Origin of the sequence: Blautia massiliensis (ex Durand et al. 2017) (assembly GCF_051861785.1) — a bacterium.
GTDB lineage: Bacteria > Bacillota > Clostridia > Lachnospirales > Lachnospiraceae > Blautia_A > Blautia_A luti_A.
In genome coordinates this window covers 1,567,786-1,581,336 of the sequence record NZ_CP146725.1, presented here as the reverse complement: position 1 = coordinate 1,581,336, position 13,551 = coordinate 1,567,786, and the positions used below count along the sequence as shown (strand labels likewise).

Sequence of the window (13,551 nt, the reverse complement as noted above, 5' to 3'; positions counted from 1 at the left end):
TTTGTCAGTTGCCATTTTTCTAATAAAATATTCGCTTTAATTCTTCATCACTATTGATTTTTTTAATTACCCAAGGTTGTAAAAAATAATTGATTTGTGGGTCTAACATACTTACTAAATGAGTTTGTCCGGCAGGGGTTAATATTTGTAAATGTTGAAGTTCTATTACTAATCCATTGTTCATGGGTAATGGCAGGGTGTGAGTTGGTTCACGTAAAAACTCCCGAATGATTGTCACCTGTTCTGGTGTCATATTTTTCAAATATTTAATCTGAGCAGTTCCTAATCTCTTAGAAGCATACTTGTCATAAAAGAAATGAAAAATTTTAGATAGTAATAAAACGATTAGTAAAGCTGTGGAAATCACAAAAACAATGCCTATTGTAAAACCATATTTTTCTCGAAAATTTATAATATAAAACTTTTGGGCTAACTTTTGAGGCAATAATAATAATGTACCACTGGCAATAGATAAAGCTCCTAAAATGTTCGGCGGTAATTTCAAAAAATCAATAAAATCTTTCATACATTTCCTCCACTTTCAATTACTATTAAAGAAATTATACCACCATTCTTAGTTTATCTCAATTATCATACACTATCATATTACATCTTCTTTCTTTTGGGGAGTTACGCTCCCCAAGCCCCTAGTGGACTTCCGCCATGAAGCAATCAGAGCTTGCTCCATAACGGAAGTGTAAAATGGATTCCCTATGCTCCGATAATCTTATTGAACAGTTCCAGTAAGATGTCCTTTACACCGTCCGCATTGAAGACCAGACCGACCGCTACAAGGGACACCACCAGAAAACCGATAAGTTTGGAAAATTCCCTCTTAAATCCGAGGTACAGTCCAATCACCACGATTGCCAGCAGCACAAGGGACTGGGCGTTGGATAAAAACCAGTTGTAAAGATTCTGTCCGAAATTCATAAAAGCTCCTTTCTTTCCTGTAAGAGTTCTTAGGTTCTAAAATTGCCGCCGTTAAAGCACCACCTCCTTTGCAGCGGCGGCTTGTTGCTTCAGGATTTTTTCATGCTTCTCCGTCAGCCTTGCATGGGTGATGATGTCATGGACAATCTGGGTGTGGTTCATCTTATCCAGACGGAGAGCCAGCTTTAACGTGGGGGCTACCTGATGGGAGAGCCAGTGCAGGGTGCGTTCAAAGGAATAAGGTTCCGGTTTGGTTGTCAGTTTCAGGCTTCCCCTGTGTTCCCCGATAAACCACTCCCATTCCTCACTGATACGCCAGTCAGAACGGGGCTTCGTATCGTCCCTGTCCACGAACCGGACATAGCGGTTGATGATTTGAAAGGCTGTCCGTTCTGGATTGTCATGTTCTAACAGGTCACGGATGGCGTAAAAGGCACGCTCATTTTTCAGCCGGATTTCAAAGCGGTTCTTTACCTCTGCGTCCGCAATGGGAATATCGTGCTTTTTGTACTGCTCATAGTCTTTTTCATAAATGCAGAAGTACACCTCACTTTGGAGGGAGCCTATATACAGGGTGTTCCCCATACATTCTTTTTCCTCACGCCGTACCAGTTCGCCGCTGCGGTAGCTTTTGAAGCTGCGGAAGACCGAGATACATTCCTCATTCCGGCACTTCTCTGTCAGATGGGGAATGTTCAGGATTCCCGTTTTGTCATTGATGGCAAGGTCAAGCCGCTTCATCACGCCGTCCTCCATGAGAACATCCATGAAAAACTCATACCAGCTTCGTTCCTGTGCCAGAAGATAGCTTTCAAACTGGCGGCAGCCACGCCCTTTCAGTTCCAGCAGCACCCCTTTTTCCAGTTCCGGCGATACCAGAACGAAAATATCACCCAGATAGTAATGCTCCGTGTAAGAGTAGAATCCGTAGTCTTCATGGATAAAGTAAGATAGCTTTAGCCGCAGCACGTCTTCCACGATATGCTTCACATCCGTAGTGGGGAAGCGAATCCGTACATAGTCAAAGAGCATTTCAAGGGGAGCGTCTGGATTGAAGCGTTCCAGAGCTTCTGTGATGGCTTCCTGCAATGCTTCGGATGGGTGAGCCTTGCCCGTTTCAATATCGCTCAGGTACGGACGGGTGATTCCGGCAGCTAAGGCAAGTTTCTGTTGTGAGATACCATAAATTTCCCGTTTCTCTTTGATGTCCCGTACCCATGTTTCTTCATTCAGTGAAAATCCCTCCTGTCTAAAAAAGCGTATGTCAATTTTCAGAGCCTTGTTGACACACGCCGGATATGGGAAAATCCCTTGTGTACCGTGGGATTCTGCCCTGTTGTTTGGTTGTTACCTGTCGATTTGTACCCCTCTGTTAGATACGAGGGGTTCATGCTGGCGTGCCTTGCGGCACACCAGCCACAGCAGGTCAGTCCGTTTCTGCGGCTTCCGCTCCGCACGCCGCCTGCACTCCCTGCCTGCTGTCTATGAGCTTTTTAATTTCTTTGAGGAAATCGTGTCCTTTTGGTACAAGGGGCGTATAAAATTCCGAAATAACGCTGGTTCCCACATCCACATAGCCACGCCCTTTTATCTGCTTTAGGAAGAAGTCCTTTGTGGTTTCCCCGAACATCATCCCATAGCCCATTTCCGACATCCGCCCCAGAGCTACACGGAAATTGAACTGGTCACGGATTCCATCCCCCAGATACTTTGCGTCCGGACGTTGGCAGGCGAGAATCAGGAAGAAGCCAGCCTGCCGCCCAAGCATAACGATTTGTTTTAATTTGTTGAGGACAGCAGCGTTTTCCTTTGTGCCGAGCATTTCCATAAATGCCACATATTCATCAAAGATAAGGAAATGTGCCGGAAGTCCTAAGTAAGCGTAGTTTTCCCCTGTCCGGTAATTCTCCATGAGCTTCATGTCTTCGCTGCGTTTCATCATTTCTTCATAGAAATGGTCAATGCAGGCGAGCATATCTTCCTTTTTGTAGTACACATCCGGCATAACCGCCTGTAAATCCGCAAGGTCGGCGTTCTTCGGGTCTAACACGAACAGGACGGCGTTGGTGCGGAGCAGGGCTTCAATGAGGGTCAGGATGAAATAAGTCTTTCCGCCGCCGGTTCCTCCGGCAATGAGCATATGGGGGAGCTTGTCATACTCCCACCAGACATTTTCCATAAGCCGGAGCCTGCCGTCCTTTGCCTGTACATCCTCAATGGAGATACGGTTGGCAATGGTATCATAGAGCAGGGTGTACTCCACATAGGAATCCTTTAATTCCTTATCCGTCAGTTCACAGTACAAGCCGCTTTCCAGCTTTTTCTCCAAGTTTAAGAGCTGTTCCTGATATTTCCCTAAGGTGATTTCTACACGGATATGGAGCAAGCCCTGTTTCATCCGGTAGTAGATTTTGGGAAAGTAAGTGATGGTTTCTTTGGAACGGCTGGAAGACAAGTCCTTGAAAAAAACGTCTTCTTTTCTCTGCTCTGATTCATACCACTTGTTTTCCAACACCATCCTTGCCAGCTTTTGACGGTGGATGAGCTGCTTTACTTCATCCCTGCGGTATCGCCAGAACAGAAGAACGGCTGCAAGACACACCAGCCCTGCTACGCCCATGCTGAATAACAGGTAAGGGATATTTACATCTTGTACTATCTGGGAGAGGGACACTTCCTGCCAGTTGGTTCCGGCAATCTGCCGGATATGAAACAGCAGGACAACCAGCAGGAAGACAGGGAACAGGGCGGCAAGGGCAGTATGGAACACAAGGTCTTTATCCGTGGGGCGGATACGTTTTCCACGGGGAAAAAGCTGTTTCATGGGAAAGTTCTCCTTTTTAAGAATATGAAAAGCAGATAACTCAATAAAAATGAATTATCTGCTTTATGGTTTAATATGAATTTTGTATAATAGATAAAAAGTGTTATTTTAATCTTTAAATAACATACTGCTATAAGTGTATAATTTTTGGCTTATTGAATTGAAATAATATGTTTCATCACAATCTACGCTGCTAAAGTCTAAGTTATCCTCGTCTATGTCTAAATCAACATCTATGTTTTTGTCCATCAAGTTATATTTTTCTAATACTCCCATTGTTAAATATAAATTTCTACGAGTAATATTGTATAATTGTACGCATTCCTTAATATCTTTTGGGGAAATATTATGATTACTTTTGTGATTTTTTGAGGAAATTTTATATAAATAATGAAAGTTTTTTATGTCGAAATCATTAAGCATAGGAAGTGCATTTAACATTATCAAATCTTCTTGTGATATATCATCATTATGTTGTCCTATATCATTTAACATTAGTCCCATTACACAGCAGGCTAATTTTGAATTTGACGAAATTATTTTGTCAAAAGAGTTTGTAATGAATTCAGCTTTGGATTGATTATCTACATATCTAATTAGTTTTTCAATACTTTCTTTATCAGCATTTTCATAGTTAAGTCCTTTTAAGAAATATTTGAACTTAATAATTGATAGTGCTTTCCTAGAATTATTTAAAAATTTAAGTGAACCTATTGCATCCTCTGCCAACTCCATTGTAGAGTCATTAAGAAAAATATCTTTGACGTCTGCATAGTCATCTGAAAATTTTACGATTTTATTCAATAAATCCGACATTTCTCCGACGAGTTTTTTCATATAGACACCCCTTATCTAAATATTTATTTACATAATACTACCATTTATTTTTTATTAAAACAACAATTTTCCCAATAGAAATAGAGGGGAATTTAACTTTTATTATTTATAAAACGCAATAGGTTTATCAAGTTATTTTGCTGTTAGGTGGTCTTTCTTCGGCGGCTGCGGATTTATTGCAGTCACTTTTTTCAGGACAATATCCTCCGCCTTGATGTACCAGTCCACCGCTGCCCCCTGAAAGGTAGCCGTTGCCACGGTGTCTGCCACAGGATTGATGATTTCCACCTCTGCATTGTAATCAAATTCCTTTAATGGCACGCTGGCAGGAATGGAAACCTGAATCATACGCCCCTGTCCTCTGGATTTTAAGTCATAGGTACGCTCCTTGATTTCTTCTGATACCGAGCCGTCTTCATTCTGGAGGTGAACCTCACGGCGGAGGGCAGAAAACTTCAATGCCCCGAAAGTTGCTTCCTTGTCAATTACGATTCCGTTTGCTAATCTCATAGTCTGATGTCCTCCTTTTCCTTACGCTTTTATCATATCGTCAGCGTGCAAAATGTAGTTGGTAAAGCCCCTTGTGCCGATTTTATAGCCCTCTGCGGTGATATGGGGATTGATGAGCTTTACACGTTCCTCAAAGTCAAAATGCTTCTCTCCGGCTTCGGCAGGGAGGATAACCACAATATCATCCGCCCTTTGTACATCTGAATACAGGTTGAAGCTACGGGAGAGTATCGCCATGCGTCCGTTGATTCTTCTCTGCTCTGTTTTGTCTTCTCCGGCAAACTCCAAGTTGCCAAATGTCTTTTCCATGTTGGGGATAACGAATTTTAATTCCATATAGATGTACCTGTCCTCTCTGAATGTTGTGTTTGATGGTTGGTTTCGGGTGCTGGTTTGGAAGTGGAGGGGAACGCTCCGGCGGTGGTGATTTCTTCGTAGTATCACATCCTTTCTGGTTTTGGGGTAAAAAAATAGACGCTCATTTTTGAACGTCTATTTCCCTATTTAGTTTTGCAACTAATTTACATTGAGTTGTATGTTCTGTATATTGATAATTGTCATATTTTTTTCTTAAAGTGTGAGTTTCGGAATTAAATAAGTGAACACTTCCTTCTAATTTATCTAACATATCAGCAGCTTCGTCAGAAGAAGTTCTAATTACATAATCAGAATACAATAAGTATGTTGATGATTCACGACCTATTCTAAAAAATTCAATAGGGTTAAAAAAAGTATCTTTTAAATTTGGTGAGATTCTTTCATCATCAGAAATTGCCATTGTATAATCTACGGAAAATATTTTTGAAAATCCTTCTATTTTTTCGAGTATATAATCTGTATCATAGGAATTTTCTGAATAGAATGTTTTGTTTAAATAATAAATATTGAGTAGAAATAAGGCAGCTAAAGCCTTAATTAAACATTCTAAATTTGCATATCTAAAAAATTTTACTCTATCATGCTTTATTTTATTATAGGCATAATACCAAGACCAGATACTTTTAGTCTTTCCGTTTAGCGTATATGTTTTATCTTTTTTAAACGGAACAAGCTTAACATCAAATATATTTTCATTACAGTTATCTAGGTCAAACGACACATATTTTTTTGATAAAAGAAATAAGTCTTCAAGTTTTTCGAAATAGTCGTTAAAATATACCACTTTGCGGATATGTTTATTTTTATCATAGAATTTAATTTTTTCACGTTTGCACAACTCTTTAGATATGTTTTCTATTTCAGAAACTGTTCTTAAAAGTAATTCAGAAATTTTAATTGAATAAGTTTTTAACTGTTTCTTATCAAAGGTTATAAAATAGCTTAATTCGTCTAACTCTTTTTCTAATTGTTTATATACAGGAAAAAATAAATTTTGTTGCATACAGAGCCTCCTAATTTTAAATTATAAAATATTATACCATTTTTTTTAAAAGTGAAAATTGTTTTTAATATCCTAAAATATATTTTATAATTCTAAGTTTAGTACCAGTATGTTTTAAAGCAAAAATAGACGCTCATTTCTGAACGTCTATAGAGGGAAGATATTGAGGTTTGCTGGTCTATACTATAAATCTGGATGTACTTCGATTGCATTTTTATTGCATTTTTTATTTTTTTTCATATAGATTTTAGTGGTTGATAGTTCCTGAAAATGCTTTAAAATCAACGATTTTCACTTATATGGCATACTGTCTGTCTGGAGTTTGAATAATTCATACAATCACGAGAAACCAGTATTCATGCTGGTTACAAACAAATTTGTTTAGTGATTGGCAACAAAATGGCAACATTTTGTGATTATTCAAGAGATAAAAATTTTATTTCATAACGTATATAAAGAAACCTTACTAATTTTCAGAAGTAAAAAACTGAATATCGGTAAGGTTTTTCTTTTCTCTTATTTTTCTTTTTTAGTCAATTCTTTTACGAGGTAATCACTTAGTTCCTGAGATGGTACCTTGGCACGTTTCTGGTAAGTATCCAGTTCCGGGTACTTATATCTCCATTCATCATATTCTTCCTTGCTGATTTCACCGTTTTCCAATTTGTCAGCCTGTTCCATCCATGAACGAAGCATTTCATCAACAGATGAGCCGGGAGAAGATATGGAAGAGTCAAGGCAGAGATGAGGCTGCCCATCTACATTTCTTACCTTCAGACCATACATATCTTCCAGTGCAAATAGTGTATGCATCAGACCTATGTGAGTATCAATATCTGGAACTGTTAAAGCATGAGTATTGACATCGAAGATCTGAGACATTTGTTTTACAAGATCGATTTTAGGAACTCTGGCTTCAGATTCATACTGAGCCATGCGGACATCTGAGGTTTTTCCTTTGAATCCCAGTTGCTCTCCGAGTTGCTTTTGTGTCATGCCGATACGGTTACGAAAAAATTTGATACGTTGTCCGATTGCCATTTTTGTTTGCCTCCTTATAGTGGTCATTCGTGTTGCCATAATTAATTGTGAAGAAAATAAAACAATTCTGTTTAGGTTCAGTATAGCATGAGCAATTTTAGATAGCAAGAAGAACTTAAACAAAAAAATTTAATATTCTTATAAAACTGCTTGACTTAAATTAAAATGTTTAGTATCATGCAAATGTAACAACTTAAGCAAATTACGTTAATAAGAAAGGAGAGATGCAATGTGACGAACAGAACTTTTATGACAGTAGAAGAAGTAGCAGCGGAACTGGATGTTTCTAAGTCTTATGCTTATAAGATTGTCAAACAGCTAAATGAAGAATTAAAGAAGCTGGGTTATCTTACGGTAGCTGGCAGAGTAAACACCAATTATTTCCGCAAAAAAGTATGTTACAGCGAAGTGTAAGAGAGAGGAGAATTTGTATGAGTATTTACAAAGATAATGTCACTGGGAAGTGGCGAGTGGTTTATCGGTATACCGACTGGACAGGGAAAACGAAACAGACTTCAAAACGAGGATTTCCTACGAAGCGAGAAGCGCAGATGTGGGAACACGAACAAATGTTAAAGCATGATGCAAAACTGGATATGACTTTCGCAAGTTTTTATGAAATCTATGTAGAAGATAAAAAGGAACGAATCCGGGATAACACATGGGGAACTAAGAATAATATTGCCAGAACAAAAATTCTTCCATACTTTGGGGAGAGAAAGATTGCAGAAATTGAACCAAAAGATGTGATTGCATGGCAGAATCATTTGCTTGCATTTAAGAGAGCGAATGGAAAAGGGTATTCTGCTTCATATCTGCGGAAAATCCACAGCCAGTTAAGTGCCATTTTCAATCATGCAGTTGATTTTTATCATTTGCCTTCTAATCCGGCACAGAAAGCTGGAAATATAGCAATAGAGGAATATAAGGAAATGTTGTTCTGGACGAAAGAAGAGTATTTGAAATTTGCAGATGTGATGATGGATAAACCAGTTTCTTACTACGCTTTTGAAATGCTTTACTGGTGTGGTATCCGTGAAGGAGAGTTGCTTGCCCTGACACCAGCGGATTTTGACTTTACAACGCATACACTGCGAATTAACAAATCATATCAAAGATTAAACCGGGAAGATGTGATTACCCCACCAAAGACATTTAAAAGTAACAGATTTATCAAGATGCCACAATTTATATGTGATGAGATGCAGGATTATATGGGAATGCTTTACGGTCTGAAGGAAGACGAAAGAATTTTCACAATTTCCAAATCTTATCTGCATCATGAAATGAACAGAGGATCAAAAGTGTCTGGGGTGAAGCGAATCCGTGTGCATGATTTGAGACATTCCCATGTATCGTTGTTGATCAATATGGGATTTACGGTATTAGCAATCGCAGACCGAATGGGACATGAGAGCATTGATATCACTTACCGATATGCACATCTGTTTCCAAGTGAGCAGACACAGATGGCAGAACAGTTGGATATTGAAAGGATGGAAAAATTAAATGGAGAAAAATCTGGACAGTAAAGGAAGATGGAGAAACAAAATCGTAGCATTCCGGGTATCCACGGAAGAAGCAGAGCAAATTGATGCATGTGTCCGATTGTCAGGACTTAGCAAGCAGGACTATATCATAAAACGATTAACTGATCGGGAAATTGTGGTACAGGGAAATCCAAGAGTGTATAAAGCATTGCGAAATCAGATGGCAGCGATTTATGAAGAATTGAAACATCTGGAAAAATGCAGTGAGGAAAACGAAGAGTTGCTGAGTACCCTGAGATTGGTCGCAGAGACATTGTATGGATTGAAAGGGGAAAATGAATGACAGCAAAAGAAAAAATGACTGCTCCAATTGCATCTGTTGGCGCAGATGTGGAACAGCCATCAAGTAATAAATTAACCAACCAAAGTATAGCAGATTTGCCCGGTAAGGGCAATCTGCAAGCCACAAATAATGCGGAAAATACAGAAAAATCAGCAAGTAAAAAGAATCCAGATGATCTGGAAACAGTTTCTATGATGGAATTATACGATACCGCATATCCACCAAAACTGCCAATTGTAGATGGACTTCTGTATAACGGAACTTACCTGTTTGTTGGTTCGCCGAAAATTGGAAAATCATTCTTTATGGCACAGATCGGGTATCACATCAGTAAAGGACTTCCATTGTGGGGATTTTCAGTCAGACAGGGAACGGTTCTGTATCTGGCATTGGAAGATGATTATGCAAGGTTGCAAAAGCGGTTATCACAGATGTTTGGAATGGAAGGCAGTGAGAACTTTTATTTTGCTACAAAGTCTAAATCATTAAATGCCGGATTGGAACAGCAGCTTGTGCAGTTTGTAACAAATCATAAAGACGCAAGGCTCATTATTATTGATACGCTTCAGAAAGTCCGGGAAGTCGGTGGAGATAAATTCAGCTACGCCAGTGACTATGAGATTGTGACGAAGTTGAAAGCATTCAGTGACCATTATGGAATTTGCTTTCTGGTGGTGCATCACACAAGAAAAATGGAATCCTCAGACAGTTTTGATATGATTTCCGGCACAAACGGACTGCTGGGAGCTGCGGATGGAGCATTCGTTATGCAGAAAGAAAAAAGGACAGATAACAAGGCAGTGCTGGAGGTGGCAGGTCGTGACCAGCAGGATCAGAAGCTGTGGCTGAATTTTAATCGGGAAAGATGTGTCTGGGAGTTAACTAAGACAGAAACAGAACTCTGGAAAGAACCGGAAGATCCCTTGCTTGAAAAAATCAAAGAACTTGTAACAGAGATTACGCCAGAGTGGGCAGGAACAGCAACAGAGCTTGTGGAAGTATTGCAGGTGGAAATGCAGCCGAACGCATTATCACGAAAATTAAATGTCAGCCTGGAACGATTGATTCTGGAATATGGAATCCAGTATAAAACAGAGCGGGGACACGACGGAAGAAAAATTAGATTAACCTTTGTCGGAAAACAAGCGTGACGATATGTGACGGTTGTGACGGTATTTTATATAGCGTGTCGGTAGTGAAAATATCGTCACTATCGTCACGACCGTCACGGAAAGGAGAAACATGGAAAGAAAATCACAGGTGCAGATACCAAAAGATTTATTACTGGCATTGTTCCAGTATCATCTTGCCAGGAATGAGGAATATTTGCCGGAGATAGAAAAAGCATTGATGGAAAAATTAGACAGTATGGTAAAACGTCAGTTATATACAACATTCAAAACAGCATCAACCGAGGAAGAACGGGAAAAGGCAAGACAAGAGTATTTGGATAAGTGTGGAATGCATGAGAACTTTCGTTGGTAAAGATTTTGCCTGATTACCTAATAACAGGAGCGTGGCACGCACCTGTAGATAGCAAACGAGGAGAAAGCCGGTAAGGGGCAGTCGTAAGGAGATTTTCAAAAGGGAGCCCTGATTCAGGGCGTCCTTGCAGGAACGATAAATGAAGGGAGAATAATCAAATGAGAGAAGGAAGATTAGGTTACAACAGTTATAACAAGAGATATGGCTTATTATCATCAGACTTATGGATTGATACGGGATTTCATTGCGGAGAATGTCTGGAAGTTCTAGTTGATGATCAGTGGGTAAAGACACGAATGGAAATGAATCTGGCGAGAGAATGGTATTTGGTTGGAACACCATATTGTGGAGATCTGGAGTATGTAAGGGTAAGGATACCGGAATAAAGCAGACAGGAAGAGTAATAGTCGGTTTGTTGTTAGTGAAAAAATAAGCCCGGATACGGGCAAAAAAAGAGGGCGGATACGCCCAAAATGAAAAGCGAAAGCCAAGTTGTGGTAGATGTAAGAAGCATCTCACAAAGCCCTCGGCGTTTGAGAGCGAAATATACCCATCGCACAAGTCAAAGATTTGTACTCAGGATATTTCGCCCTGCCGGGAGCTGTTCCGCCGACAGGCGGATAGTTCGTAAACGGATGCCGATGCATCCACTCACAAATGATATGGCAGAATTTATTTTGCCGAAGACAAGGAGGGAGTGCCTATCGGAAGAAATTCATTTATTCAAATGACAAAACTAAGCAATGTAAAAGGCAGGATCACTTATATATCCAGTCATGCAAAACAGGAAAACCTCTATGCAGTTTATGAAACCACAGAACGGAAATTCTGGCGGGAACTTGCAAAATGTAATCAGGAAGAATTTGCAAAAAGTGGAACAGAAGGAAAATGTATTGAGGCAAGAGAATTGATCATTGCTTTGCCAGAGAGTTTTACAGAATATCAGCCGGATAGATTGCTACAGCTTTTTACAAATCATTTTAAACAGAATTATGGAACAGAGTGTATTGCTGCTTTGCACCACAATAAAAGAAAGACCAATTATCACATTCATTTGATATTTGCAGAACGGAAACTACTGGATGAACCAATTATTAAGATTGCCAGCAGAAATATGTTTTATGATGAAAATGGAAAACATGTCCGAACCAAGAAAGAGATATTAGGAGAAGATGGCGAGATTCGGGAAGGCTGCAGTATTGTGAAGAAAGGAGAAGTCTATGAGAAGAAGCTGTTTACTGCGAAAGATGAACGCTTCAAGAGCAATTCATTTCTGGATGAGGTAAAGCATTCTTATACAGATTTAATCAATATTTATGTGCAGGACGAGAAAAAGAAACTACAGGTATTTGAGCGTGGCAGTGTTTATCTTGCAACAAAGAAAATCGGAAAAAATAATCCGAAGGCACAGGAAATAGAAGCAGATAACCAAAAACGCCGGGAATGGAACAGAGCTGTTGATATGGCGTTGATTAGTGGAGTGCCGGAACCGAAGATAATGGAAGTGAAGCGGAAAGAAATCACGGAGCCAATCAGGGAATCAATTGCCCGGCGTGGAAACAGACCACGATTATTTTCCAGAGTTGTAACAGTGGCTGTTGAGGCATTGGAGTTTTTGATAGCAAGTGTGCTTTTTAAGAAACCCAGGGAAGAGCCAAAACAGACAGAGCAAACGGAAGCAGAACACCCAGAGCATGTTGCTGAAAATAGCACGGCAGCAGTCAAGACAACAAAAGAAGAAAAGGCAGAACCGGAACAACCTAAAATGACGAGGCTTGCATCAAAGTATCCGAAACTATTTAAAGTGAATAAAGAACTGGAAGATCAAAACGGTGCAATTCAACAGAAACAAAAACAGCTTTCTGCAAAGAAGAAAGAACTGTCAGAAGTCATGGGATGGTTTAAAGGAAGAAAGAAAAAAGAATTGCAGAAAGAAATTGATGAACTGAAAAGCCAGATTAGAGATATGAAAGATTATCTTCCAAGGATTGTGCAGAAAATCGGATATAGAAGTGTACAGGAATTTTTAAAGGATTTTAAGGCTTCTCAAACTGAGTATAGTCAGTATCGAACTGCAATAGAAAAATGGAAGAAAGAAACAGGAAAAGAGCCAGTAGCGCATGGTATTAGGGCGAAGCTGGCAGAAAAGAAACAAGAAATACAGAATGAACAGAAAAATAAACAGCGTACCCGTAGTCAGAACAAAGATCGGGGAGCAAGATAGGAGGAAAATCATGAAGAAACACATTATGGGAGAAAATGGAATCAGTTATACTTTAGGAGAGGACGGTCTGTATTATCCAGACCTGTACCTCCCGGAAGAGACAGAGTATCCGATTGGAAAGTATGGAATGCTGAGAAAGTCATATTTGCAGGAGCATCGGAAAGGATTATATCTGGAGTTGGTGCTTGCAGGGAAGTTAAATGAGCACTTGCATCTGATTGATGAGGAGTGTAATCAGATGATGGACAGACTGGTGGAGCAGATGAAAGAAAAGCAGGGAGTAACAGAAGAATTGAAGATGCAGGATCAGATGGCATGGGTTGGGAAAATGAATAATATCCGGGCATGTGCGGAGGAGATTGTGATTCATGAGATTATAATCAATTAGATTTAAAGAGATAGCACTTAATTCAGAAATATAAAAAAATAGATGTTATATCTATAAAAATAGATATAACATCTATTTTTATGGACGCATTGTTG

The 13,551-nt window shown here is 39.4% G+C and carries 17 protein-coding genes; 8 read left to right on the top strand and 9 right to left on the bottom strand.

What is annotated here, in order from left to right; translation table 11 throughout:
• Positions 1–19: 19 nt before the first annotated feature.
• The 9 genes from V9W66_RS07615 to V9W66_RS07575 form a co-directional block, all read right to left on the bottom strand.
• Entirely contained in the window at positions 20–526 is a 507-nt protein-coding gene (locus tag V9W66_RS07615; RefSeq protein WP_011861920.1) for a superinfection exclusion B family protein, read from the bottom strand.
• A gap of 185 nt (positions 527–711) precedes the next feature.
• On the bottom strand, positions 712–933 hold the full coding sequence (locus V9W66_RS07610) for a hypothetical protein (RefSeq protein ID WP_002570387.1): 222 nt from the start codon (positions 931–933) through the stop codon (positions 712–714).
• Positions 934–984: 51 nt separating this feature from the next.
• Positions 985–2,208: a MobT family relaxase gene (gene mobT / locus V9W66_RS07605; RefSeq protein WP_144092053.1), complete on the bottom strand. Its 1,224-nt coding sequence runs from the start codon at positions 2,206–2,208 to the stop codon at positions 985–987.
• A 151-nt stretch (positions 2,209–2,359) separates the two neighbouring features.
• Positions 2,360–3,757, bottom strand: a complete 1,398-nt coding sequence (locus V9W66_RS07600; RefSeq protein ID WP_144092051.1) for an FtsK/SpoIIIE domain-containing protein — start codon at positions 3,755–3,757, stop codon at positions 2,360–2,362.
• A 108-nt stretch (positions 3,758–3,865) separates the two neighbouring features.
• Positions 3,866–4,594 carry a hypothetical protein gene (locus tag V9W66_RS07595; protein WP_118633426.1) on the bottom strand — a complete coding sequence of 243 codons (729 nt, stop codon included), beginning with the start codon at positions 4,592–4,594 and terminating at the stop codon, positions 3,866–3,868.
• Positions 4,595–4,726: 132 nt separating this feature from the next.
• Entirely contained in the window at positions 4,727–5,104 is a 378-nt protein-coding gene (locus V9W66_RS07590; protein ID WP_118633427.1) for a YdcP family protein, read from the bottom strand.
• Positions 5,105–5,125: 21 nt separating this feature from the next.
• Positions 5,126–5,440 (bottom strand): YdcP family protein, encoded by a 315-nt coding sequence (locus tag V9W66_RS07585; protein ID WP_144092049.1) that lies wholly within the window; start codon positions 5,438–5,440, stop codon positions 5,126–5,128.
• 142 nt (positions 5,441–5,582) lie between these two features.
• Entirely contained in the window at positions 5,583–6,485 is a 903-nt protein-coding gene (locus V9W66_RS07580) for a hypothetical protein (protein ID WP_118633429.1), read from the bottom strand.
• 516 nt (positions 6,486–7,001) lie between these two features.
• The gene (locus tag V9W66_RS07575; protein WP_144092047.1) at positions 7,002–7,526 is read right to left on the bottom strand and encodes a helix-turn-helix domain-containing protein; all 525 of its coding nucleotides are present in this window, start codon (positions 7,524–7,526) and stop codon (positions 7,002–7,004) included.
• Between the two features lie 231 nt (positions 7,527–7,757).
• Between V9W66_RS07575 and V9W66_RS07570 the strand changes: the two genes are divergently transcribed.
• From V9W66_RS07570 to V9W66_RS07535, 8 genes are all read left to right on the top strand, one after another.
• Positions 7,758–7,940, top strand: coding sequence for a DNA-binding protein (locus V9W66_RS07570; RefSeq protein WP_144092045.1), 183 nt, complete (start codon positions 7,758–7,760; stop codon positions 7,938–7,940).
• A gap of 17 nt (positions 7,941–7,957) precedes the next feature.
• On the top strand, positions 7,958–9,058 hold the full coding sequence (locus V9W66_RS07565; protein ID WP_118586247.1) for a site-specific integrase: 1,101 nt from the start codon (positions 7,958–7,960) through the stop codon (positions 9,056–9,058).
• A complete protein-coding gene (locus V9W66_RS07560) occupies positions 9,036–9,359 on the top strand; it encodes a plasmid mobilization protein (protein ID WP_144092044.1) in 324 nt (107 codons plus the stop codon). The genes V9W66_RS07565 and V9W66_RS07560 overlap by 23 nt, the downstream gene beginning before the upstream one ends.
• Positions 9,356–10,510, top strand: a complete 1,155-nt coding sequence (locus V9W66_RS07555; protein ID WP_144092043.1) for an AAA family ATPase — start codon at positions 9,356–9,358, stop codon at positions 10,508–10,510. Before V9W66_RS07560 ends, V9W66_RS07555 begins: the two co-directional genes overlap by 4 nt.
• Positions 10,511–10,601: 91 nt before the next feature.
• Positions 10,602–10,844, top strand: a complete 243-nt coding sequence (locus V9W66_RS07550) for a hypothetical protein (protein ID WP_005340455.1) — start codon at positions 10,602–10,604, stop codon at positions 10,842–10,844.
• 158 nt (positions 10,845–11,002) lie between these two features.
• Complete coding sequence (locus V9W66_RS07545; protein ID WP_144092042.1) at positions 11,003–11,230, top strand: DUF5348 domain-containing protein; 228 nt, start codon at positions 11,003–11,005, stop codon at positions 11,228–11,230.
• 341 nt (positions 11,231–11,571) lie between these two features.
• Positions 11,572–13,068, top strand: a complete 1,497-nt coding sequence (locus tag V9W66_RS07540; RefSeq protein WP_186289959.1) for a coiled-coil domain-containing protein — start codon at positions 11,572–11,574, stop codon at positions 13,066–13,068.
• 10 nt (positions 13,069–13,078) lie between these two features.
• Positions 13,079–13,456 carry a TnpV protein gene (locus V9W66_RS07535; RefSeq protein ID WP_144092041.1) on the top strand — a complete coding sequence of 126 codons (378 nt, stop codon included), beginning with the start codon at positions 13,079–13,081 and terminating at the stop codon, positions 13,454–13,456.
• The last annotated feature ends 95 nt before the right edge of the window (positions 13,457–13,551 follow it).